21 protein-coding genes are annotated in these 22716 nt (G+C 69.7%); 4 read left to right on the top strand and 17 right to left on the bottom strand.

Annotation, left to right across the window (positions count from 1 at the left end):
* Positions 1–165: 165 nt before the first annotated feature.
* The 14 genes from ABZ842_RS08280 to ABZ842_RS08215 form a co-directional block, all read right to left on the bottom strand.
* Positions 166–825 carry a class I SAM-dependent methyltransferase gene (locus tag ABZ842_RS08280; RefSeq protein ID WP_361533702.1) on the bottom strand — a complete coding sequence of 220 codons (660 nt, stop codon included), beginning with the start codon at positions 823–825 and terminating at the stop codon, positions 166–168.
* 74 nt (positions 826–899) lie between these two features.
* Entirely contained in the window at positions 900–2462 is a 1563-nt protein-coding gene (locus ABZ842_RS08275) for an NAD(P)/FAD-dependent oxidoreductase (protein WP_361533699.1), read from the bottom strand.
* A 91-nt stretch (positions 2463–2553) separates the two neighbouring features.
* Complete coding sequence (locus tag ABZ842_RS08270) at positions 2554–4536, bottom strand: adenosylmethionine--8-amino-7-oxononanoate transaminase (protein ID WP_361534334.1); 1983 nt, start codon at positions 4534–4536, stop codon at positions 2554–2556.
* Positions 4537–4711: 175 nt separating this feature from the next.
* Complete coding sequence (locus tag ABZ842_RS08265; RefSeq protein ID WP_361533696.1) at positions 4712–5479, bottom strand: cyclase family protein; 768 nt, start codon at positions 5477–5479, stop codon at positions 4712–4714.
* Positions 5467–5985 carry an aromatase/cyclase gene (locus ABZ842_RS08260; RefSeq protein WP_361533693.1) on the bottom strand — a complete coding sequence of 173 codons (519 nt, stop codon included), beginning with the start codon at positions 5983–5985 and terminating at the stop codon, positions 5467–5469. The genes ABZ842_RS08265 and ABZ842_RS08260 overlap by 13 nt, the downstream gene beginning before the upstream one ends.
* A gap of 29 nt (positions 5986–6014) precedes the next feature.
* The gene (locus ABZ842_RS08255; protein WP_361533690.1) at positions 6015–6248 is read right to left on the bottom strand and encodes a phosphopantetheine-binding protein; all 234 of its coding nucleotides are present in this window, start codon (positions 6246–6248) and stop codon (positions 6015–6017) included.
* Between the two features lie 24 nt (positions 6249–6272).
* Positions 6273–7478, bottom strand: coding sequence for a beta-ketoacyl synthase N-terminal-like domain-containing protein (locus ABZ842_RS08250; protein ID WP_361533687.1), 1206 nt, complete (start codon positions 7476–7478; stop codon positions 6273–6275).
* Entirely contained in the window at positions 7475–8749 is a 1275-nt protein-coding gene (locus tag ABZ842_RS08245; RefSeq protein ID WP_361533684.1) for a beta-ketoacyl-[acyl-carrier-protein] synthase family protein, read from the bottom strand. Before ABZ842_RS08245 ends, ABZ842_RS08250 begins: the two co-directional genes overlap by 4 nt.
* Positions 8746–9759: a class I SAM-dependent methyltransferase gene (locus tag ABZ842_RS08240; RefSeq protein ID WP_361533681.1), complete on the bottom strand. Its 1014-nt coding sequence runs from the start codon at positions 9757–9759 to the stop codon at positions 8746–8748. The genes ABZ842_RS08245 and ABZ842_RS08240 overlap by 4 nt, the downstream gene beginning before the upstream one ends.
* Positions 9752–10495 carry an SDR family oxidoreductase gene (locus tag ABZ842_RS08235; protein ID WP_361533678.1) on the bottom strand — a complete coding sequence of 248 codons (744 nt, stop codon included), beginning with the start codon at positions 10493–10495 and terminating at the stop codon, positions 9752–9754. Before ABZ842_RS08235 ends, ABZ842_RS08240 begins: the two co-directional genes overlap by 8 nt.
* Positions 10492–10821, bottom strand: a complete 330-nt coding sequence (locus ABZ842_RS08230) for a hypothetical protein (RefSeq protein WP_361533675.1) — start codon at positions 10819–10821, stop codon at positions 10492–10494. The genes ABZ842_RS08235 and ABZ842_RS08230 overlap by 4 nt, the downstream gene beginning before the upstream one ends.
* The gene (locus ABZ842_RS08225) at positions 10818–11894 is read right to left on the bottom strand and encodes an amidohydrolase family protein (protein WP_361533672.1); all 1077 of its coding nucleotides are present in this window, start codon (positions 11892–11894) and stop codon (positions 10818–10820) included. The genes ABZ842_RS08230 and ABZ842_RS08225 overlap by 4 nt, the downstream gene beginning before the upstream one ends.
* Positions 11891–13192 carry an NAD(P)/FAD-dependent oxidoreductase gene (locus ABZ842_RS08220; protein ID WP_361533669.1) on the bottom strand — a complete coding sequence of 434 codons (1302 nt, stop codon included), beginning with the start codon at positions 13190–13192 and terminating at the stop codon, positions 11891–11893. Before ABZ842_RS08220 ends, ABZ842_RS08225 begins: the two co-directional genes overlap by 4 nt.
* A 42-nt stretch (positions 13193–13234) precedes the next feature.
* The gene (locus ABZ842_RS08215) at positions 13235–14188 is read right to left on the bottom strand and encodes an ACP S-malonyltransferase (RefSeq protein ID WP_361533666.1); all 954 of its coding nucleotides are present in this window, start codon (positions 14186–14188) and stop codon (positions 13235–13237) included.
* A 657-nt stretch (positions 14189–14845) separates the two neighbouring features.
* On the opposite strand from ABZ842_RS08215, the gene ABZ842_RS08210 reads away from it, so the two are divergent.
* The 3 genes from ABZ842_RS08210 (at position 14846) to ABZ842_RS08200 (ending at position 18549) form a co-directional block, all read left to right on the top strand.
* Positions 14846–16099, top strand: a complete 1254-nt coding sequence (locus ABZ842_RS08210) for a cytochrome P450 (protein ID WP_361533663.1) — start codon at positions 14846–14848, stop codon at positions 16097–16099.
* Positions 16100–16242: 143 nt separating this feature from the next.
* Positions 16243–17412: an MFS transporter gene (locus ABZ842_RS08205; RefSeq protein ID WP_361533660.1), complete on the top strand. Its 1170-nt coding sequence runs from the start codon at positions 16243–16245 to the stop codon at positions 17410–17412.
* A gap of 225 nt (positions 17413–17637) precedes the next feature.
* The gene (locus ABZ842_RS08200) at positions 17638–18549 is read left to right on the top strand and encodes a glycoside hydrolase family 19 protein (protein ID WP_361533657.1); all 912 of its coding nucleotides are present in this window, start codon (positions 17638–17640) and stop codon (positions 18547–18549) included.
* Positions 18550–18765: 216 nt separating this feature from the next.
* Here the strand turns inward: ABZ842_RS08200 and ABZ842_RS08195 are convergent, their stop codons facing one another.
* From ABZ842_RS08195 to ABZ842_RS08185, 3 genes are all read right to left on the bottom strand, one after another.
* Positions 18766–19833: a biotin/lipoate A/B protein ligase family protein gene (locus tag ABZ842_RS08195; RefSeq protein ID WP_361533654.1), complete on the bottom strand. Its 1068-nt coding sequence runs from the start codon at positions 19831–19833 to the stop codon at positions 18766–18768.
* A 78-nt stretch (positions 19834–19911) separates the two neighbouring features.
* Entirely contained in the window at positions 19912–20514 is a 603-nt protein-coding gene (locus ABZ842_RS08190; protein WP_361533651.1) for a hypothetical protein, read from the bottom strand.
* 321 nt (positions 20515–20835) lie between these two features.
* Positions 20836–21621, bottom strand: coding sequence for a TIGR02569 family protein (locus tag ABZ842_RS08185; protein WP_361533648.1), 786 nt, complete (start codon positions 21619–21621; stop codon positions 20836–20838).
* A 198-nt stretch (positions 21622–21819) separates the two neighbouring features.
* Here ABZ842_RS08185 and ABZ842_RS08180 point away from each other — a divergent pair, with 198 nt between their 5' ends.
* Complete coding sequence (locus ABZ842_RS08180) at positions 21820–22617, top strand: inositol monophosphatase family protein (protein WP_361533645.1); 798 nt, start codon at positions 21820–21822, stop codon at positions 22615–22617.
* Positions 22618–22716 lie beyond the last annotated feature (99 nt).

Here is a 22716-nt window from a genome sequence, read left to right as displayed (position 1 = left end):
ACACGGGTGCGGTCCTTCGCGTGGGCAAGGAGAACAAGCGGCTCCGGCGGCCGGGCACAGGGTCCTGGCCGTCGGTCGCCGGGCAGTCGGGCCGGGGAACGGGGACCTTGTGCAAAGAAGGCACCGGCCCACGCCGTCCGTGCGGGGGCCGGTGCGGGAAGGCGACTACCGCTTGTGCGCGACGAGGAGTAGCGCCGGGACCAGCACCCGACCCTTCTCGTCGGTACCCAGAGCCTTGTCGCTGAGCTCCGGAGCAAGCCGCGCCGCGATGCAGGACGGCTCCAGCCGGTCGATCGCCCAGTCCTTCTCCACGAGCGCCGCCAATTCGTCGGCGGTGAACAGGGTCGGACCCTTCGGCATGACCGTCCGTGCCTGCTGGGCGAACGTGAGGATCGAGAGCGTCGCGTCGTCGGTGGTGGAGCGGGCGAGGCACGTCAGGTAGTCCGCGCGCTTGTCGTCCGGGACGGCCGGTATGGTTCCCGAGTCGACGACCGCGCCGAAGCGCCCCTCGTAGCCCTGTAACGTGGTCAGGTCGGCCACGTCGAACGTGAGGGGGAGGTCGTGCCCCTCCGCGGCCTGTTGCGCTGCCGCGATGGCGGACGGTGCGGAGTCGAGCCCGACGACCGTGTACCCCCGCCGTGCCAGGAACAGGCTTGTGACCCCGACTCCGCAGCCGGCGTCCAGGACGTCGCTGCGGAACACCCCTTGCGGTTCGAGCTCGGCCAGCTTGGGTTGCGGCTCCCCGATGTTCCACGGCACCCAGGGGACGTTCTGCGCTGACTCCCGCCCCTGGTAGACGGCATCGAAGTTGGTCTCTTGCTGCATGGCGGAATCTCCTGTCGATGGTCGGTGGTCGATACGACTCGCCGGAGCCGGGGCAGTTGCGGAGGGAGCGTCGTTCAGCTCGGCCGGAGCACCGGGCCCGGATCGATGCCGAGATCGGTGAGGATCGCCTGGACCCCGGCGCGTGCTCCGCAGTTCGCCCCACCGCCCGGGTGGGTCGACGGGCCGACGAGGAAGAACCCGTCGGCCGGCAGCCGATACCCCATGTTCGGCATCGGCCGGTTCCCCAGGTACTGGTGGAGCTGCTGACCGAGGTGGCTGGCGTCGCCGCCGGGCCAGGACGCGTTGAACCGGGCGGCGTCGAGCGGTGATTTGACGCTGCGGGAGAGCACCTTCGTCGAGTCCATGTTCGTGGTCAGCTTGCAGAACGTCGCGAAGATCTCGTCGAAGATCTCTTCCTTGCGCTCGTCCCAGCCCTGCCCGTCCAACTCCATGGGTGCGTAGCCGAGGAGGTACAGGGTGTGCTGGCCTTCGGGCGCCCGCGTCGGGTCCCAGACGCTCGCGACAACGGCGCTGGGCATGCCGACCGCCGTCGTGCCGTACTTCAGAGCATCGAAGGACCGGCGCAGCTCCGGCAGGGGCAGTGCGAACTCCTGGATTCCAGCACGGGTCACCTCGTCACCCGCGACGTACACCGGAGCCTCGCTCAACGCGAGGTGACCGACGAGGCAGCTGAACGCGGTCCGTTTGCCGCGCAACGCCTTCGCGTCCCACTCGGGTCCGAAACGGTGGTCGGCCATCTCGGGGATCTGACGGATGTTGAGGTTCGCCACGACGGCCCGTGCCGCGGTGACCTCCTCGCCGGTGCCCAGCCGCACCCCGGACACCCGCTGCCCCTCGAACAGGAAGCGGTCCACCGGGGCGCCGGTCCTGATCGTCCCGCCGAGGTCGACGAATGCACTGGCCAGGGCCGCGGAGAGGGCGCCGGATCCGCCGACGGGAAACCCCACGCCGTATCGGTGCATCGTCGGTACCATCGCCAGCAGAAACGCGCCCGTGCCGCCCTCCTCCGGTGCACAGATGAGCTCGGACACCCACCGCGCGAGCGCGGCCTTGATCTTCGGGTGCTCGAACCACTCGTCGATGACGTCGAGGTAGCTCATCATCAGCAGCCGCGTCATTTCCCGCCCGGCCTCGGTCCGGCCCAGCAGGGCGAAGAAGTCGCCCATCGGCAGCGGCGGCGAGAACATCGCGTCGACGAGCATGTCGAGCATGCCGTCGGCGAACTCGTGGAAGCGCAGGTAGTTCTGCGCGTCGACGGGGGAGATGGCGGCGATGGTCTCCGCGGTCCGGCCGGGGTCGCGGTGGAACTCGATGTGCTCCCCGTCCGGGAAGGCCACGGCGATGGCCGGGTCAGGGAAGACGTACTCCAGTCCGTACCGTGAGAGCAGGCCCAGCTCGTCGTTCCGGATCAGTGGGTTGAGCTGCACGAACACATGGGCGATGGCGTGGAGGTCGTGCCGGAATCCGGGCAGGGTGATCTCCTGGGTCACCACGCCTCCGCCCACCTCGTCGCTCGCTTCGAGCACGACGACGTCGAGCCCGGCCTTGGCCAGGTAGGCGCCGGCCGTCAGCCCGTTGTGGCCTCCGCCGACGACGATCACATCGTGGTCTGGCATCGATCGCTCCTTGTCGAGTGGGTCGGTCCGGACGGACCGACCGGGTCCCGGTCGAGCACCCGCACGGGGGTTGACACAGCTGTGGACATAGCTAGTGCCGTGGCGGATTCGGGTCCGCCCCGACGCTTGCGGCGGCGACCATCGCGGCACAGATCCGCGCGATGTCGTCGTCCGTGCAGACGTAGGGCGGCAGGCAGTAGATCAGGTTCCCGAAGGGACGCAGCCACACGCCGTTGTCGACCGCCGCCTCGGTCATTCGCTTGTCGACGGGGTGGTCGAGTTCGATCACCCCGATGGCGCCGAGGACCCGGACGTCGACGACGCCGTCGAGGTGCACCGCCTCCTGCAGCCCTCGGCGCAGCGCCCTCTCGATTCGCGCCACGTCGCCCTTCCAGTCGCCCTCGACGAGTAGACCCAGCGAGGCGTTGGCCACGGCCGCCGTCAACGCGTTGGCCATGAACGTCTGTCCGTGCACCAGCACCGGCCGCTCGCCCCGCCGGATCCCGTCGGCGACACGCGTCGTGCAGAGGGTCGCGGCCATGGACATGTACCCGCCGGTGAGGGTCTTGCCGAGGCACATCACGTCGGGCGTGACGCCGACGTGATCGGCGGCGAACAGGGCGCCGGTGTGGCCGAAGCCGGTGGCCATCTCGTCGAAGACCAGAAGTACGTCGTGCTCGTCGGCGAGCTCGCGCAGCACCTTCAGGTACCCGGGGTCGTGGAAGCGCATCCCCCCGGCGCTCTGCACCACGGGTTCCACGATGATCGCCGCCAACTCGTCGGCGTGTTGCGCGACGGTCCGCGTCATGGCCTCGACGTACTCCGGATCGATCTGCTCGCCTTCGGTCCGTGTCGGATCGGCGGTGGCGTTGCGCAGGCTGGTGGCGGATGACGCGGGCGGAGCGGGCAGGAACACCTGCTCGGGCAGGAGTCCCTGCCATGACGCGTGTCCGCCAGCGTCCGGGTCGCACACGCTCATTGCGTGGAGAGTGGCGCCGTGGTACCCGCGGCGCCAGGTCAGCATCCGGCGCTTCTCGCTCCGCCCCGACGAGCGCCAGTACTGGAGGCACATCTTCAACGCGACCTCGATCGACACGGCCCCGGAATCGCAGAAGTACACGTGCTCCAGGCCGTCGGGCGTCAGGTCCACCAGCGTGCGCGCGAGCCGGATCGCCGGCTCGTGGGTCAGACCGCCGAACATGACGTGCGGGAACCGACTCGCCTGCTCGGCCAGTGCCTTGTCCAACACCGGGTTGCGGTAGCCGTGGACGGCGGCCCAGAACGAGGACATTCCGTCGATGAGTCGCCGGCCGTCGGCGAGGGTCAGGCGGACCCCTTCGGCTTCGGTGACCAGCAGTTGGTCGTCCACACCCGGCATGGGCTGGAAGGGATGCCACACATGGGCCCGGTCCAAGGCGAGCAGTTCGGCGGAGTCCGTCGCGGCGTTGCGGTTCGCGGGAGCGCCGGCGCCGTCCGCAGTGGCCCACCGTTCGACGTCCCGGCCGAGCCAAGCCATCATCCGTGTGGTGTCGTCGGCTCCGGGTGCAGAGGGCTGCGCCTCACCGATGCGCCCCGGGCCGCGCAGCGCCGCTTCCGGCACCTGCGCGCAGGTGTACACGATGTGGGCGAGCAGGGAGTCAGGCAGCTGGAGCGGCCGTCCGGTCGCCGCCGCGATGTCCCAGGCGTGCACGACGACGTCCGAGACTGGGAACGCCAGCGCCCTGGCCAGGTTCTGGCGCCCGGCCGGTGTGTCGACCTGCAGCTCGGGATCGGCCTCGGCGACGGCCGTCCGCGCCGCTGCCGCCGCGTCCCGCCATGCCTTGACTGCGTCGCCGGCGGCGGCGTCCCCGGGCTGTGAGGGTGCGGACTGCGTGGGCTCGCCCCGCGCGATCAGGGCGACCTTGCAGAGGGTGCCGATGACGTGTCCCACGACGTCCCGGGTGGACCAGTCGGAGCACGGGGACGCGGTGTCCCAGTCGCCGTCCTGAACGCCCGTCAGCGTTGCGTCGAACATGCTCACCGCGTCCGCCAGTGCCGTGCCGATGTCCGGTGGCGCACCGGTCTTGACGGGCATGGACGTTGTGTCGTTGCTCATGGGTACGAGTCCTTTCCTGTGGTGCGCGGGCCCTTACGTGACGTCCTTGCCTCGCGTCCTTGCGAACGGACGGGCCGGTTTCCTCCCCGATGGGGGCTCCCGGGCGGGGAGCGCGTGCCCGCCCGGGAGCGGTGCGCCTGCCCCGGCCGGGCCGTCACCCGTCGGACTGGACGAACCTGCCGGTCACCGCCACGACGCGGGTCCATCCGGCCCCGGCGTTCACCACCGGTATCGGGAAGCACATGACGGTGAATCCGGTCGGGCCCGGCAGGTGCCCGAGGTTGGCCAGCTTCTCCAGTTGCAGGTACTCGCGTTCCCTCCCGTACACGTGCGCAGGCCAGAGCATCTTCCGATCCCCGGTGCGCCGGTAGTCCTCGATCATGCTCGCCATCGGTCGGTCGAGCCCCCACGCATCGATGCCGATCACGCGGACCCCCCGGTCCACCAGGAACCGGGTGGCGTCACCCGACAGGCCGGGGTACGTGGTGAGATACTCGGCGCTTCCCCACAGCCGATCCGCCCCGGTCCACAGGAGCACGATGTCTCCGTCGCCGACGGCGTGTCCGGCCACGGCCAGTGCCTCGGACACATCGTCCTCGCCGATCTCCTGACCGGGTTCGACGTGGCGCACGTCGAGTCGAACCCCCGGCCCGATGCACCACTCCAGGGGAACCTTGTCGATGCTCCGAGCCGGTTCACCGCCACTGTGCGGGCCGTAGTGCAGCGGCGCGTCCATGTGGGTCCCGGTGTGCGTCGTCAACGTGATCGTCTCGCTGGAGATCGCCATGCCGTCCGGGAAGTCGTGCGTCTTCAGCCCCAGCACCGCCGGCCCCTGCTCGTGCGTGAGCGTGTCGATACGCACCGGGGTCGCTTCCCCGGCGTTCGGCCCCGTGGGCACGCTGAGGTCGATCAGCGCGGCCACGACGCGGCCTCCTTCGCCCTCGCGGCGCGTCGCTCGGCCTCGTCCCGAACTGCCGCCAGATGCGCCGTGCTGTTGCGCTCGACTGCCTCCGAGAGCATTCGGTGGGCCTCGGCATGGGTGAACTCTCCGGCCACCTTGCCGTCCGCACCCTCCTGGCGGGCGGCGAAGTCGTGGGTCAGCACGACTTGGGTGCGGTCCGGTCCGTACGGAAGTGCCCGCCACTCCCCGCTCATGTGCTCCACGAGCGGTGCCGTCTCCAGTTGGCGATAGGCGACGACGCCCAGTTCCGGATTCAGGTCGCGGCGGGTGGTCCACGCCTGCAACTGCCCGCTGACGTCCACCTCCAGTCGGGCGATCTCGTAGCCTTCGCCCCGCTCCGTGACGACGGCGGACTTGGTGGCGCCGAAGAGGTTCGGGTAGTTCTCGATGTCGGTCAAGACCTCCCAGACGACGCTCTGCGGCGCCTGCGCGGTGACCGTGTGCTCGGTGTGCTGGGTGTTCTCCATGGCGGCTCCTCGTGAGAAGTTGGGCTCGCTCAAGCCAGGTTGTCCAGGAAGACGACCAGGTCGCCGACGGTCGTGACGGACTTCAGCACCTTTCCGTCGACCTTGCTGCCCGGTGCGAGTTCGGTCACGATCTCGACGAGCTCGGCCGAGTCCACGCCCAGGTCGGCGCGGAGTGCGGCCCCGCTGGTGATTTCCGACGGCTCCAGGCCGACTTCGACGAGGACGTCGTGCACCTGCCCGTAGGTGTTCTTGGTGCTGGTCATGACACCTTCTTTCGCATGGGGCGATCAGATGGCCCGCAGTACGCTCGCGGCGATCGTGCCGTCGGCGCCCCTGGCGAGCAGGGCGACGGTGCGTACGGGCGTCTCGCGCGGTGCGCCGACGACGATGTGCGCGTTCCGCGGGCGCTCGCAGCCCGCCACCGCCGGGATCGTGTCGTGCCGCAGGCTCAGTAGGGCGACCGCGGTGTCCACCGCGGGCGCGGCGCCGAGGAGGTTGCCGGTCACCGGCTTGGCCGTGGTGAGGGGGACGGGACCGAGCACCGAGTGGATGGCGGACAGCTCGGACTCGTCGGCTCCGGCGGCTCCCTGTGCGTCGAGGGCGACGCAGTCGACGCGATCGGTGCCCGCCTCGTCGAGCGCCGCCGTGAGGACCGCGGCGAGTGCCCGGGCGCCGGACGGCGCGAACACCTCGTCCTCCGGTGCGTGTTGGACGGCGAAGCCCACCAGCCTGGCCAGCGGTACCGCCTCCCGCGCCCGGGCCGTCTCCTCGCGTTCCAGGACGAGCATCACGGCGCCCTCTCCGACGCAGAAGCCGTCCGCCGCGTCGTCCCCGGGCCGATAGGTCCCGGTGGGTGAGAGCCGTCCCGAGGTGGTGCAGAACGTGTAGGTGTACGGAGTCACGGGCGCCTCCGCACCGCCCGCGAGCATGAGGTCGGCGCGTCCTTCGGCCACCGCCCGGGCACCGTAGCCGATGGCCAGCGCGGCACTCGCACTGTCCGCCACGAGGGTCTTGCTGAAACCAGTCAGCCCGTTTCCGATGGTGATCTGGCCCTGTGGTGCCGTGGGGAACCACGCCGACGCGACGTGCGGGCTGACCCCGGTGTAGCCCTGGTCCAACAGTCCGCGCAGGCTCGGTTCGGTGATGTCCCAGCCACCGAACATGTTGCCCACGTACACACCGGTCCTCTCGGCGTCCTCGCTCGATGCGAGGCCGGCGTCGTGCTGGGCGGACCTGGCGGCCGAGAGGGCCAGTTGGCAGAAGCGGTCCATGCGCTTGCGCACCCGCGGGGTGAACGTGCCGACGGTCTCCCGCTCCGTCTCCTCGGTGAGGACACCGGCGTTGGGGCACGGATAGGAGTCGGTGTCGAACCGCTCGATGGGCCGCACGGCGCTTCTGCCCTCGGTCACCGAACGCCAGAGCTGGTCGGGGTCCGAGGCGCCCGGCAGGGCGAGCCCGATTCCGGTGATCACGACACCACCGGTCGTGCTCATCGTCCACCCCCTTTGGAGCCGTGCTTGCGGGGGCTGCCGAGCACGACGGTGGAGTGGATCCCGCCGAAACCGCTGGAAAGGCTGGCGATGACCTCCGCCCGCTCCTCCCGTGCCTCGTTCGGTACGTAGTCGAGGTCGCAGGAGTCGCCGGGGGAGTGGTGGTTGATCGTCGGTGGAATCACGCCTTCCTCCAGAGCCAGTACGCACGCCACGAACTCCAGCGCGTTCGCCGCGGCCAGCGCGTGGCCGACCATCGACTTGATCGAGCTGACCGGGGTCCGATAGGCGTGCGCCTTGAGCACCGCTTTGATCGCGTTGGTCTCGCACAGGTCGTTCTGCGGTGTCGAACTGCCGTGCGCGTTGACGTAGTCGACGCTCGTGGCGGGACGTCGGGCGTCGTCCAGCGCGAGCTGGAAGGAACGGGCGAGATGCTTCCCCTCACTGTCCAGGTCGGTCATGTGGAACGCGTTCGACGTGCTTCCGAAGCCCAGGACCTCGGCGAGGATCGGCACCCCACGGCGGCGGGCGTGTTCCCATTCCTCCAGCACGGCCACACCGGCCCCCTCGCCCAGTACGAAGCCGTCCCGATCGGCGTCGAAGGGTCTGGAAGCGGCCTCGGGGTCGTCGTTGCGCGTGGACAGGGCGCCGATCACGTCGAAGCAGGCGACGACGAACGGGGTCAGCGGAGCCTCAGCGGCGCCGGCGACGATCACGTCCGCCTCACCGCGGCGGATCGTGTCGAGAGCGAGACCGACCGCGTCGTTGCCTCCGGTGCAACCGGTGGCCGGGGTCATCACCGGGCCGCGTATCCCGTGGGCATCGGCGATGGCCGCCGCGGGCCGGTTGAACGTGGCCGCGACGTGCAGCCGCGGATGGGCCGCGGCTACGTCGATCGCGGCCGTGCCACCCCTGCTGATCTGCGGGAAGTGCTCGGTCATGAACTTCGTTCCGCCGATCGCGTTCGCCATGATGACGCCCATCCGCTCCGGGGCGACGTTCGCGTCGAGCAGACCGGCAGAGGCGACGGCCTCCCGGGCGGCCCGCAGCGCGATGCGGACGACCCGGTCGTCCCCGGTGCCGTGCTCGACGGAGAGGCCGGGAAGGTCGCACTCCGGGAGCGTCCCGTAGATCCGGGAGGCCAGCCGGGACGTGTCGAACTCACGGCCGGCGATCACTCCGGAGCGGCCGGCGCAGAGTCCGGCCATGAAGTCCTTCGTCCCGACCCCGTTGGGGGCCAGGACTCCGAGCCCGGTCACCGCGACCCGCTTCACGAATGCCTCCCGCGCGTCGCGACCACGAGCGTGCCCGGCCCGGTCGGCGACCTCAGCTGCCGGCACACCGGAAGGCCCGACTCGGTGAGCCATCGGCCGTAGTCGTCGAGCCCATGGGCCGAGCCCGTGCTGGTCAACAGCATCTGTAGGGAGAAGAACGCGCCCACGGGATCGGTCTCCGTGTCGTCCGGGACGATCTCGTCGAGCAGGAGCACACCGTTGTCCGCCAGCGCTGCCGAGCACAACTCGAGGATCTTCAGCACCCGTTCGGGCGGGTATCCGTGCAGCAGATTGCCCAGCAGCACCACGTCGTACGGTCCGCCCCAGGGCGTGGCGAACAGGTCTCCGGCCCGGTACTCGACCCGGTCTCCCAACCCCGCCTCGCCGGCGCGCCTGCGGGCCTCGGACACCGAGACCTCCCGGTCGATGCCAACGACCGTACCGTCCCAGCTCTCGGCCAGGGCGCGACCGGAACCGCCGTACCCGCACCCCACGTCAAGGATCCGGGGCTGCGATGCGACCAGGTCGCCGGCGACGCCGGCGATCCAGCGTCCGGTGCCCACCGCGAGCGCGTCCAGATACGGCGTGATCTGGGCCCAAACGTCGTCCGCCCGGTCGGCGAAGATCTCCTTGCACGGGGTGCCGGTGCGCACCGCCTCGGTGAGCTGGGGCCAGATGCGGAAATTCAGCTCCCGGTGGATGTGCCGCATGTCCCCGAGGTAGGCACGCGAACCACGGACCAGGTACAGGGCGGTGTCGTCGGTCAGCTGATAGCGGTCGCCCTCGCGGTGTACGAACTGCGCGGCGTGCAGCGCGGTGAGCAGCGCACGCAGGCCGCGCGTGCTCGCACCGGTGCGGCGGCCCAGGGCCTCCAGTGTGGCGTGGCCCTCGGCGATGGCCGTGAAGACGTCCAAGTCGAGCGCCGTGACCAGGGTGGCCGTACGGCCGAGCCCCCAGGCGAAGTCAAGGATCCGGGCCGGTGTGGTGAAGGCTCCTGGCTGCTCAGACAAGACTCAGTCCTCCGTCGACGACGAGCGTCGCGCCGGTCACATAGGACGACGCGTCGGACACCAGGAAGCGGGCGACGTCGGCGACTTCGTGCGCGGCGCCGAGCCGGCGCAGAGGAATCCGTCCCCGCTCTGCTTCGGCCTGGTCCTCGTGTCCTCGAATCAGCTTTCGGGACATGGGGGTGTCGATGAATCCGGGGACGATCGTGTTGACCCGGATGCCCGCCGGCCCGTAGGCGACGGCGAGATCCCGGGTGTGCGCGACGACTCCGGCCTTGGCCGCGGTGTACGGCGCCCTCATGGGGCTCGGCTTGAGCCCGCCCGCGATGCTCGAACAGGTCACGATCGATCCGCCCGGGGGCATCGAGGGGAGTACCGCGCGGCAGACACCGGTGGTCCCCCGCAGGTTGACGTCGAGCGCTCTCGTCCACAGCTCGTCGTCGATCTCGGCCGGTGGCCCCCAGTTCGCCACCACGGCGGCGAACGTCAGGCAGGCGTGGACCTCGCCGGCCCGGGCGACCAGGTCGGAGACCGCGTCACGCACCGATTCGGGGTCGGACACGTCGAGCGGTCGGACGCCGAGCAGGTCGGTCTCCTCGGCGAGGGACTTCAGACCCACCGCGTCCACGTCGACGGCCAGCACCGATGCGCCCGCTGCCGCGAGTACCCGGGCGGTGGCCCGGCCGATCCCCGATGCGGCGCCGGTGACGAGACAGACCTTGTCGGCCAGCTCGTTCATGCCTGCACATCCTCTTCGTCCAGGGTGTTGGCGAAGGCGACGCCGATGCCTCGCCTGCGGACCCAGGCGTCCACCACGCCGCTCATGGCGGGGTGCGTGGAGAAGGTGCGCAATTGCGCGAGATCGGTGAACTCCCAGCGGGCGGCGACCGAGTACAGCGACTCCGTCGCCGCGTCGTCGGCCGGCAGCGGAACGTGCTCGCCGGCCGTGAACCGTTCGACCACCCCCGTGCTCCGGGTGGCCTCGACAAGCTCCTTGCGGAACCGCTCCCGGTCCGTCTTCGACATCGTGTCCGGGTACCGGTAGAGGACGACATGCGCGATCATGCGGCTGCTCCCTCGTCGTTGACGGTCAGCGGCTCGCCCAGCCCGAGGAGGGACCTGGCGTTGCCGGATTCGATGGCGTGGACCGTTTCCGTCGGGAGCGACGCTCCCCGCAGCACCTCAAGCGCACTGGCGCGCCCGAGTTCGCCGGGTGTCACCGGGAAGTCGCTGCCGAAGAGGATGCGTTCCGCGCCGAGTGCTTCGAGGGCGCACTGCAGCCCGTTGGCGTCGGCGGAGTGCGTGTCCGCATAGATGTTGCCCGCGTAGTCACGCAGGTGGCGCAGTGCTCCGGAGGCCCGTGCCGCTTCGGCGTCCGCACCGCCGACGAGCCGGTGGATCAGGTCGAACCGACCGAGCGCGAGCGGCAACACACCGCCGAGCTGGCCGAAGACGAGTCGCAGTCCGGAGTGTTGGTCCAGCGTGCCGCGCAGCACCAGGCGCATGACGCAGACCGTCGTCTCGACGAGCATGGACAACGAGCCGGTCAGCAAGTGTTGTGCGCGGCCGGGCAACGGTGAATCGGACCCGAGCTGGAACTTCGCCGAGGGGTGTACGAACAGGACGACGCCGCGTGCCTCGGCGGCGGCCAACACCGGGGCGAACTCCGGATCGTCGAGGAACCGCAATCGGCCGGTCGAGGGCTCCAGGTACGCGGTGTTCACCGATACGGCGGGAATGCCGCCGTCCGTGGCCGCCCGGTCGATCTCGGCCTCGGCCGACTCGACGAACCGGGGATCCACCCAGCGCGCAGCGCGCAGTCGACCACCGGTCCGTGCGGACCACGCCCGCATCTCGTCGTTGACCGTGGCAATGGTCTCGGCCGGCCCTCGCCGCCGCCTTCCGCGCACCGCGGCCGAGTGCAGCGCGGTCACGGCGTTCGAACTGTGCGTCAGTACGGTGATCTCGATCCCGTGCAGGTCGGCGTCGGCCAACTGCTGCTCCGGGCCGTCGAACGCGGGGGACCGCCAGAGGCTCGCGGGGCCCTCGGCCGTCGAGCCCGACTCGGTGAGCCAATCCAGGAACGCTGCCTGGACCCACGACGGCAGGCCGTGCGCGTGCGCGTCGACGACCGTCATCGGGCCACCGACTGGACGTTCGCCCACTCCTCGCCCTTGTTGCGGCTGCTGGCGCGGCGGCCCTCGGCGACGCCCTCCGGCGCCGCGTCGTGGTGCGGCTGCATCACCGCCAGTTCGGCGTTGAGGCCGGAGACCATGATGATGAAGTCGTCCCGGGCGGTCATCCAGCCGATCGGGTCGATCAGGTCCTTCGCCTTGGCCCAGTACGCCTCGACGTTCCTGCTCGCGTCGTAGAAGAAGCGGACGAAGGACAGCACGTTGCCCAGGAACTCACGCAGGCCCTCGTCATACGCCTGTGCGAACTCCTCCTCGCGGTCGGGCTCCTGGAGCATTGCGGAGACGGTCGCAGCGGCCGAGCTGGCGCCCTTCATCGCGAGCGTCACCCCGGTGGAGAACAGCGGATCGATGAACGCGGCGGCGTCGCCGACGAGCAGGTATCCGGGCCCGAAGAACCGGGTGCACGTGTAGGACCAGTCCTTCGCCGTACGACACCCGGCGACCCGGGTGGCGTTCCTGAGCAGCTTCTTGGCCTCGCGGGAGGTGGCTATCTTGCTTTCGAGCAGTTCCAAATTCGGTCGGGCGTCGGCTGCCATCCGGTCGTTGGGGCCGACGAATCCCACGCTCTGGGTGCCGTCTGACAGCGGGATGACCCAGAGCCAGCCGTCCGGGTGGTTCTCGACGAGGATGTTGCCCGACAGCTCGTCGGGAAGCCGATCTCCACCTTGGTAGTAGGTCCACACGGCCAGGTTCTTGAGGTCGTCGTGCATTTCGACCAGCCCGAACTCCCGGGCGAGGAGCTTGGACTGGCCGGAGGCGTCGATGATGTAGCGGGCCTCCGCCCGGATGGGCTCCGTACCGCGGCCGATCGAATAGGTCACGCCGGTGGCCCTGCCATCGGTGGTCAGCACCTCGCGTACCGACGCGTGCTCGATGACCATGGCTCCGAGCTTGCGGGCGTGCTCAAGCAGGAGGAGATCGAATTCGGCGCGCTTGACCTGCCACGTGTAGTCGTATGGGCCGCTCTCCCCGAAAGCGATGCTCCAGAGCTTGCGCTCGGCTCCCCAGAGCAGCGAGATGCCTGCCTTGCGGGTGAAGCCGGCGGCGTCGATGGTCTCCCGGACTCCGAGTTCGTCGACGACGGAGTTGAGGCCCGGGATGAGCGACTCACCGATGTGGTAGCGGGGGAACTGTTCCTTCTCCAGGACGAGCACGTCGTGTCCGGCCTTGGCCAACAGGCCGGCCGTGGTGGCGCCGGAGGGGCCTCCACCTATGACGATGGCATCGTAGGTTGCGGTCATGTCGGACGTCTCCTTCTGTTCCGTGGAACTTCCGGTCGTGTCTCAGCCGCGCGTGCCGATGACGGCACGCAACTCGTTCGTACTGCCGCAGGGATGGACTTGCTGTCCGCGATCGACCTTGCGGATCAGGCTTCGGAGCGTGGTTCCGGGTCCGACCTCGACGATTCGGTGCGGTCGGTGGTCGAGGATCCGACGGGCCGTCCGCGTCCAGTGCACGGGGGCGGTGATCTGGTGGGCGAGTGCGTTGCGGTAGTGCTCCAGGTCGGTGACCAGACCTCCGGTGACGCTGCTGACCATCGGCGTGTGCCCATGGCGCAAGGGCAGGCCGGCGATCGTGGCCATGAGTGTGTCCTGTGCGGGTCGCATGAGCGGCGAGTGGAAGGCGCCTGCGACGGACAGGGGTTGGGTGACGGCGATCGATTCCTCGCGGATCGCCTCCCCTATCTCCTCGACGGTCGCGGCATCGCCGGAGATGACGGTCTGCCGAGGAGCGTTGTAGTTGGCGATGACGGCGGTGCACGGGTGCCCGTCGTCGCGTCGTCCGGGGTGCCGAGCCAGGGCCCGGGCGACTGCTTCCGGGTCGGTGCCGATCACCGCCGCCATTGCACCGGGCCGCTCGTGGCAGCAGCGGGCCATGGCGTCTGCGCGTTGGACCACGGTGGCGGCGGCCTCGTCCAGGTCGAGCCAGCCGCCCGCGACCAGGGCGGTGAACTCACCGAGGCTGTGGCCCGCGACCAGTTGAGGTACGACGCCCTCCGCGGCGAGCGCCCGCGTCATCGCCGCGCCGAACGTGAACAGGACGAGCTGGGCCGTCCTCGTGTCGCGCAGCCAGTTTTCCGGGCCGTGCACCATCGGCTCGATCACCGGACGACCCGTGACGGCCTCGACGTGTTCGAACACCTCTGATAGCTGAGGCCGATCGTGCATCAGGTCGGCCCCCATCCCGACGAACTGACTGCCTTGGCCGGGATAGACGAATGCTGTCTTGATCGACATCTCTGTGCTCCCCCGTTAACCGCCGTCATACTTACGGACCGTCTGTAGGAATGTCAATCTATGTCATAGATGATCAGCGATATATATGATTAACCCGGCATCACGCCATTGCGAAACGCGTCAACGCGGCGAGGCGCGGTGAGGTGTGGTGTCGGGGCGTGCGGGCTCGACAGTGCCCGCATGGGGCCTGGGGTCCGGGTTCCGTGGGCCGATCCTCCAGGCGAACGGACGGGGCCTCAATGGGCCCGGTCGATCGAGGCGGTTCCAGCCCTGGTGTCCGCATGATGCGCAATCACAAGGATGCGGTGCATGGCTGGCCTTCTGGTTGCATGTCATCATTCAGCAAGATTGACAGTCAAGCAAATAATCCGGCATGCTGAGCAAAATCACACCCGTGATGCCTGCTCCGAGACGTTGAGATCGATGGCGTCCCATCAAGTGGTGTAGCCGATTAAGTCAGCGCTACGCGCAGGCAGTCGACCTGTCCGACCTTGCCGACCGGCCTGTTCGGGGCTCGTCGGGTCGGGACCGGCGGGAGCGGTCGTGCGGCTCCTGCCAGGACTCACCCGCTGGCCCCGTGCGGGCGCGTCGGCGGGCGAGTCCCCGGCGACACCACGTCAAGGGACGTGACCTTCAGGTGACAGAGGAGGGTAAAAGGTGAGCTCTTACACCCAGCGGGCGTCGATGGCCGAAGTCGACCGCCTACTCGGCGAGTTGTTCTCGAATCCGGCGTGCGCCGCCGACCCGTACCCGACCTACCACCGACTGCGCGCGGTCGCACCGGTGGCTCGCAGCGAAGCCGGCCACTGGGTCTTGAGCGGGCACGCCGAGGTCGTGGAAGTTCTTCGATCGTCCGAGGTCGGGAAGGACGTACAGAGTTTCATCCGTGCGCAGGGCGTGGAGAACTGGGCGGACCACCCGTCCTACACGCGTGTGCTGGAACACCTCATGTGGGCGAACCCTCCCAAGCACACGCGGCAACGAAAACTGGTGAGCAAGGGGTTCACGGCCCACTCCATCGCCAAGTTGGAACCCAAGATCGAGCAACTGGTCGACGAGCTCTTGACGCCTCTCTGCGAGAAGGCGGGAGAGGTCGACCTTCTTCGCGAGTTCGCCTTCCCGCTTCCGGCTGCGGTCATAAGCGAGATCATCGGAGTGCCCAGGGCGGACTGGCCGCGTTTCCAGCAGCTCTTCCGGGACGTGACGCTCTCGATGGAGCCGCGTCCGAGCCAGGCGCAACTGGCCACAGCCGACGGCGCGGCGATAGAGATCAACGAGTACTTCGAAGAGCTGATCGCCGAGCGCCGCAAAAACCCGGCGGACGACCTCGTCTCCACGCTTCTCGCGGTGGAGGAGAACGGCGAACAGCTGACTCACCGTGAGCTCATGAGTCTGGTTCAGTTTCTCTTCGGCGCCGGGTTCGAAAGCACGACGAACCTGATCGGCAACGGCATGCTGGCCCTGCTGCGCAACCCCGATCAGATGCACGCCCTCCGCAGCGAACCCGACCTCGTGTCAGGGGCGGTGGAGGAGCTTCTGCGGTACGACGCATCTGTGCAGCTGAGCCCCAGGACCGCACGCAACGACCTACGGCTCGGTGACGTCACGATCCCGGCCGGCGAATCGATCGTGACGTTGCTCGGCGCGGCGAACCGTGATCCGAGTCGATACCGCGACCCCGATCGGCTGGACGTGCGCCGGACCGAGGTCAAGCCGGTTTCCTTCGGCGGCGGCATACATTTCTGTCTCGGTGCAGCACTTGCTCGACTCGAAGGTCGGATTGCCTTCCAGGGGCTGATGCGGAGGTTCTCCCGAATCGAACTCTCCGAGGAACCGGTGTGGAAGACGTCCTTGACCCTGCACGGGCTCCAGGGGCTTCGAGTCGATCTGACGCCCTTTCCTAAGCGCTGACATGCGATGGGGGTTGCGGGACAGCCCTTGACGCGACGCACCGGACCACACAGGCAGTTCAGTTTGTTCGCCACACAGGAACGAGGCCGAGATTGAGTCCCACAGAGGTTAGCGAACCCGGGCAGCAGGGTTCCGTCCCCTATATGAAGCCCCTTCTTCCACTTGCCCTGGCGACCTTCGCGGTCGGCACCGACGCGTTTGTCATCGCCGGGCTGCTGCCCGCCATCGCCTCCGATTTCGATGTCAGCATCGCAGCCGCAGGCCAGTTGGTCACGGCCTTCGCCTTGACGCTCGCCATTGCCGCACCGATTCTTGGTTGGCTGCTGAGTTCGCTGGACCGTCGTACGGCGTTACAGGCGGCGCTGGTCGTGTTCGTCGTGGGCAATGCGGTCACGGCGTTGAGTCCCAACTACACATTGGCGCTCCTCTCCCGTGTCCTCACAGCTGTCGGGGCGGCCACCATCACGGCCACGGCTTCGAGCGCCGCGGTGGCGGTCACGCCGGAGGAACGGCGCGGGCGTGCGATGGCGTTCGTCATCGGAGGTCTCACCGTCTCGACGGCGCTGGGCATGCCGTTGGGCAACATGCTCGGCAACGTCGACTGGCGTCTGACGCTTTGGGCGGTGGCCGCCACCGGTGTCGTCGCGGCCATCGGCATCACGGTGGGGCTGCCCAAGATCACGCTGCCGTCGACGAGTCTCGGCGCACGCCTGGCGCCCCTCCGTAAACCCGAGATGATCGTCACCCTGCTGGCGACCCTGCTCGTGATGGGTGGACACTACACGCTCTACACGTACATCGGGGCGGTCACCGAGGATGCCACCGAGGGGGCGTTCGCGCAGGCGCTGACCCTGATCCTGTTGGCGTGGGGCATCGGCGCGGTCATCGGCAACATGCTCGCCGGCTATCTCGTGGACAGCCTTCCCGCGGTCCGCGTGGCGGTCACGGCACTCGCTGCTGCGACACTCCTGCTCGGCATGAGTTCCTTGACGGTCAACAACCTGGCCGTCGTGATCGTTTGGGCCGGGATCTGGGGCATCACGGACGGGGCCCCATCGGTGATTCAGCAGTATCGGCTGGTCAGCTTTGCGCCGCCCTCGGCTCCCGTCCTGTTCGGCCTCAACTCCTCCGCCGTCTTCCTGGGCGTAGCGCTGGGAGGTGGGCTCGGCGGCCTCGCCCAGGACTGGCTGCCGGTGACCTCGCTCGGCATTCCTGCGGCCTTCCTCGCTCTGATCGCCACCGTACTCACCGTCGTCCACGCCAGGACGGCCAAGGCGGAAGGTTCACCCGAAGCCGTCCGGGCCGGCCGCTGACGCGATGCACCTTCGCGTCCGGCGGGGAACGCGGCCCTCGCGCGCCAACTGGTACTGAAATAGATCCAGTTGTTTCAGAAAACGGATTGGTCTATACCTTGACCGCGCCCCGCTCGGGGCGCTTGGGTATGCGTAACCACCCCCCAACACGGCGTGTCTGGTCGCCTCGGTGTCCCACTGGGGCTACCAGGCATGTCCGCGGACGCACGAAAGGTCGACTGCACCGTGCTCAAGACCCGAATGAGAGCCCTGATGGCCGCCGTGCTCGCGGCGGGCTCGCTGTTGGCGACGGCCCTCGTGCCGACCGCCACCGCCGCCCCTTCCGCCGCTCCGGTGGACGAGTGCGCCGTCGCCCCCGCCTGGGCTGCCGGGCAGAACTACCGCGCGGGTGACATCGTCAAGTACACCGACGGCAGCATCTACATCGCCGAGCGGGCCAACCCCGGGTACAACCCTGTGGTCAGCACGTACTACTGGGACCCCTACACCTGCGGCACGGGCGGCAACCCCGACCCGAACAGCTTCGTGGTGAGCGAGGCGCAGTTCAACCAGATGTTCCCGCGCCGGAACTCCTTCTACACGTACAAGGGCCTCACCGACGCCATGAAGGCGTTCCCGGCGTTCGCCCACACCGGCAACGACACGATGCGCAAGCAGGAGGCCGCGGCCTTCCTCGCCAACATCAGCCACGAGACCGGCGGGCTGTACTACATCAAGGAGATCGACGAGCGGAACTACCCGCTCTACTGTGACCGCAGCCAGCCCTACGGCTGCCCCGCGGGCCAGGCCAAGTACTACGGCCGCGGCCCGATCATGCTGAGCTGGAACTTCAACTACAAGACCGTCGGCGACTGGTTGGGCATCGACCTGCTCAACAACCCCGACCTGGTCGAGACGGACCCGGCCATCTCCATGATGACGGCGCTCTGGTACTGGAACACCCAGGACGGCCCCGGCCCGGTGACCGCCCACGACGCGATGGTCAGCGGCGCCGGCTTCGCCCAGACCATCCGTGCCATCAACGGCGCGCTCGAATGCGACGGCGGCCACCCCGCCCAGGTCCAGAGCCGCGTCAACCGGTACAAGAACTTCACCCAGATCCTGGGCGTGCCGACGGGTTCCAACCTCTCCTGCTGACCCGGGAGAACGACGGGTGGTGAAGGAACCGGTCGAGGCCCGCAGCGGCCAGCGCTTGATCGCCGATCGTCGCGGGGACGGGGCGTCAGGCGGGGCCACGGGGCGGCGACCGGTCCTCTCGACGCGCACCGTCGCCGAAGCCGCTGAACTCCACGAGTGAGTTGCAAGGATTCCCGCCCTGGCGCGTGAGTGCCGCGGCAAGGGCGGGGATCTCGCTCACGGGACGCGGGCGGTCCACTCCTCGCTGGCGAACTTGGTGCGCACCAGCTGCTGTGCGCGGGTGACCTCCTCGGCGGTGAGGTCACCCTCCGTCAGGCCGTAGCGGCTGCGGAAGGACTCGATCATGCGCTCGATGACGACCTCCCGCGGCAGGCCCGTCTGACGGCGCAGCGGGTCCACGCGCTTCTTCGCGCTCCGGGTGCCCTTGTCGGAGAGCTTCTCCCGGCCGATGCGCAGTACCTCGGTCATCTTGTCCGCGTCGATGTCGTACGACATGGTCACGTGGTGCAGCACCGCGCCGGGGCCGCCGTCCGGGCCGACCATGCGCTTCTGGGCCGCGCCCGCGACCTTGCCGACCTCGGTCGCGATGTCGTTCAGCGGCTGGTACCAGGCCCGGATGCCCATGTCCGCGAGCGCGCCGAGGACCCAGTCGTCGAGGTAGGCGTAGGAGTCCGCGAAGGACAGCCCGGAGACCATGGCCTCGGGTACGGACAGGGAGTACGTGATGGTGCTCTTGGGCTCCACGAACATCGCGCCGCCGCCCGAGATGCGGCGCACCACGGTCACGCCGTGGCGGGCCGCGCCCTCGGGGTCCACTTCGTTGCGCAGGGACTGGAAGCTGCCGATGACGACGGCGGGGGAGTCCCACTGCCAGACGCGCAGCGTCGGAGGGCGTCGGCCGGCCGCCACCTCCGCGGTGATCACTTCGTCGAGCGCCATGTGGAGGGCGGGCGGCTGCGGGGGCTCGTGGATGAGCTGCCAGTCGTAGTCGCTCCAGTCGGTGGCCTGGGCGAGGGCCCGGCGCACGGCGATCGCCACGCTCTCGGACGTGAAGCCGAAGAGGACCGCCGACGGGGGCAGTGCGCCCTCGATGCGGGCCTTGAGCCCGGCGGTGTCGGTGTCCGACGGGGCGCCCTCCAAGGCGGAGTCCATCCGCTCGATGGCGTCGTCGGGCTCCAGGAAGAAGTCTCCGCTCACCCGGACGTCCTTGAGTCGCCCCTCGTCGTCGACGTCGAGGTCGACCACGACCAGCTTGCCGCCCGGGACCTTGTATTCGCCGTGCACCGTACTCCTCCGCCTGCCAAGCGCCGCGACCGGGCCGCTGCCGGCCCGGCCCCTGCGGACCAACGCTATCCGCACCGGTCAACAACCGGCGGCGCCCGATCCTTCCGTCGGCCGCCCCGCCCAGCGGGTCAGCGCCCGGGCGCGCCCGAAGCGGCGGGCGGGGGCGTCGGCGCCGCGGTGCACCCAGGCCACGCGTCCGTCGGGGCGCACCAGGACCTCGCTGGCGCCCATCAGCTCGTGGCGGGCGTCGCACTCGCTGACGACCGCGGTGTCGACGCGTCCGCCCCAGCCGGCTTCGACGTCCTCGCACAGCCCCTGCTCGCCGGTGAGGTCGAGCAGGACGAAACGGCCCGGGGCGAACAGTTCGTACACCCGGGTGGCGGTGGAGTCCTCCACGGTCACGTCGACGTCCGGCATCCGCCGGCCGACCAGCGCGTCCGGCTCCGGTCCGTCGCTGTTCCCGCCGTCGGCCCCGTCAGTCCCGTCGACGGGCGGCAGCGGCGGATAGTGGGTGTCGATCGCGGAGACCCGGCCGGCGAGCCAGCGGTTGAACTCCGGCGCCTCAAGAGCCCGGGAGACCAGCGACCGCAGCGCGGTCGCCGGCCCCGCGTACTGCGCCATCAGGGGCAGCTCCATCATCAGGGTCTGCACCTGGGTGTTCTCGGTGACCGAGACTCCCACGGGCCGGCGCTCCGCTGCGGCCCGCCCGTGGCCGTTCGCGCAGTTCCCCGCGACCCTAAAACCCCCTGCTCCAGCCCGCAGACAAGTGACGGGGCAGCAAATCAGGTGGCGCTGGGGGTACCACCACGCCCCTAGGGCGTAGGGGGCGGAACTGCGCGGACAGCCACCACTGGGCCGCGGTGGTCGTGACTTCCGCAGGGAAACGGCGAGGACGCGCCACCCGCCGGCCGGTGGAGGCCAATGCTTCCGCAGCGGAAGGCGGCGGTGTTCAGAGGCGCGGGGGCAGCCGCAGCGCGGCAGCGCGCGCGGGGCGTCAGATGGTCAGAGGATCCACGCGCACGCCTTCGCGTATGCGTCCCGCTGCGTCGGCGACAGGGGCTCCGTGTGCGTCGCGATGCGGAACACCAGCGCGCGGACCAGCATCTGCCGCCACTGCGGCAGGTGCGACCAGAGGTCCAGCAGCGACCGCTCGGCGTCCCACCAGCACACCGCGTCCACCACGACCACCGCCGTGGCCCAGGCCGTCGGCCGCCAGTAGGGCGCCCAGTCGATGACCGCCGGCGGTCGACCCGGCTCGAACAGCACGTTGCCCAGCAGGTCCCCGTGGACCAACTGCGCCGGTACGGACACCGGCCGGCGCGCCGCCAGCAGTGGTGCCAGCAGGTCCGTTCCCGGGGCGCCGGGAACCGGCTCCCGCTCGCCCCAGGCCAGCCGGTCCGCCTGCACCCAAGGGTTGTCCCGTACGTCCAAGAAGCGCGGGCGCGGGAGCCCGGCGATCGCCGCGTGGAACGCCTCGCCCGCGCGGACCACCTCGTCCGGGCGGTGCGGATCGGCCGCGCCCCCGACGTGTACCCACGCCTCCCAGCCGGCCTTCGACCAGGAGCCGTCGGCCGCCGGAAGGGGGCGGGCGACGCGGAAGCCCGCGTCTTCGGGGACGTGCTTCAGGACGCTCGCGCGCCAACTCGTCTCGGTCGCGAACGAGGTGGGCTTGAGCACGACGTCGCCCGCGCGCCAGGTCGTGCCCTGCCCGCCGGGCAGCGGCACGGCGGCGGTGCCCGCGCCGAAGGAGGCGAGCACGGCGGGGGAGGGGGCGGTGGGCCGGTCCATGGCTCCGCAGGGTAGGCGGTGCACGGACAAGAAGGCGCGGAGTTTTTCCCGCGCCGGCCCCGCGCCGGCCCAGCCCCGACCCCACGCCGCCGGCCCCGCCCTCGTCGTCGAGTGACCGGCCTCACCAGGCCCCGGCGCAGGTCAGCGCCGTCGCCGTGCTTAGCTGGACGGGTGATGCATCATTTGCTCTCCGGAAAGATGTCCGACGTCGAAGAGGCGATCCGCGAAGCCGCCGCCGTCGAGATCATGCCCCGGCACCGCCAACTGGCCGCGGACGAGATCATCCAGAAGACCGGCCCGCACGACCTGGTGACCGTCGCGGACCAGCTGGCCGAGAAGCACCTCACCGCAGCCCTGACCGCGATCCTGCCCGGCTCCGTCGTCGTCGGCGAGGAAGCCGTCTCCGCCGACCCCGCCGTGTACGGAGCCGTCAGCGGCGACGCCCCCGTCTGGATCGTCGACCCGGTCGACGGCACGCGACAGTTCGTCCGCGGAGAGGCCCGCTTCTGCACCCTCGTGGCCCTCGCGCACCACGGCGAACTGCTCGCCTCCTGGACGTACGCCCCCGTCCTCGACGAGTTCGCCACCGCCGTGCGCGGCGGCGGCGCACACCTCAACGGTGCGCCCCTGAACGCCGGCTCCCCCGCGCCCGACGCGGACCTCACGGTCGCCATGTCCCACCCCGACTACACCACCCCCGCGCAGAAGGAGGCCCTCCTCGGCCTCGACGTCCCCGGCATACGGGCCCGCCCTTGCGGCTCGGCCGGCATGGAGTACCTGGCGATCGCCCGCGGCCAGCTCGACGCCGTCGCGTTCTCCTGGGAGTACGCCTGGGACCACGCCGCTGGCCTGCTGCTGGTCACCGAGGCGGGCGGGGCGCACCTCACCCTTGACGGAAGCCCCTTCCGCATCGCCGGCGGGAACCGGCTCCCCTTCACGGCGGCACGCGACGCGGACACGGCCGGCCGCATCCGCACGGCCCTGGCCGACGGCTGACAGCTGCCTTCGGGCGACGGATGATGGAAGACGGACGGTCGACGACGGCCGGCCCGCGGCACGTGCTATCACGAGTGCCCCTTGGGGCGCCCGTGCCCG

It is taken from the genome of Streptomyces sp. NPDC047315 (assembly GCF_040643215.1).
Classification (GTDB): Bacteria; Actinomycetota; Actinomycetes; order Streptomycetales; family Streptomycetaceae; genus Streptomyces.
Note: the sequence above shows the minus strand (reverse complement) of the source record. Positions and strands in the feature narration are given on the sequence as shown.

Coding starts and splice junctions, on each gene's coding strand:
- ABZ842_RS08280 (WP_361533702.1), bottom strand. CDS start 825: ATGCAGCAAGAGACCAACTTCGATGCCGTCTACCAGGGGCGGGAGTCA.
- ABZ842_RS08275 (WP_361533699.1), bottom strand. CDS start 2,462: ATGCCAGACCACGATGTGATCGTCGTCGGCGGAGGCCACAACGGGCTG.
- ABZ842_RS08270 (WP_361534334.1), bottom strand. CDS start 4,536: ATGCCCGTCAAGACCGGTGCGCCACCGGACATCGGCACGGCACTGGCG.
- ABZ842_RS08260 (WP_361533693.1), bottom strand. CDS start 5,985: ATGGAGAACACCCAGCACACCGAGCACACGGTCACCGCGCAGGCGCCG.
- ABZ842_RS08255 (WP_361533690.1), bottom strand. CDS start 6,248: ATGACCAGCACCAAGAACACCTACGGGCAGGTGCACGACGTCCTCGTC.
- ABZ842_RS08250 (WP_361533687.1), bottom strand. CDS start 7,478: ATGAGCACGACCGGTGGTGTCGTGATCACCGGAATCGGGCTCGCCCTG.
- ABZ842_RS08235 (WP_361533678.1), bottom strand. CDS start 10,495: ATGAACGAGCTGGCCGACAAGGTCTGTCTCGTCACCGGCGCCGCATCG.
- ABZ842_RS08230 (WP_361533675.1), bottom strand. CDS start 10,821: ATGATCGCGCATGTCGTCCTCTACCGGTACCCGGACACGATGTCGAAG.
- ABZ842_RS08225 (WP_361533672.1), bottom strand. CDS start 11,894: ATGACGGTCGTCGACGCGCACGCGCACGGCCTGCCGTCGTGGGTCCAG.
- ABZ842_RS08220 (WP_361533669.1), bottom strand. CDS start 13,192: ATGACCGCAACCTACGATGCCATCGTCATAGGTGGAGGCCCCTCCGGC.
- ABZ842_RS08215 (WP_361533666.1), bottom strand. CDS start 14,188: ATGTCGATCAAGACAGCATTCGTCTATCCCGGCCAAGGCAGTCAGTTC.
- ABZ842_RS08205 (WP_361533660.1), top strand. CDS start 16,243: ATGAAGCCCCTTCTTCCACTTGCCCTGGCGACCTTCGCGGTCGGCACC.
- ABZ842_RS08185 (WP_361533648.1), bottom strand. CDS start 21,621: ATGGACCGGCCCACCGCCCCCTCCCCCGCCGTGCTCGCCTCCTTCGGC.
- ABZ842_RS08180 (WP_361533645.1), top strand. CDS start 21,820: ATGTCCGACGTCGAAGAGGCGATCCGCGAAGCCGCCGCCGTCGAGATC.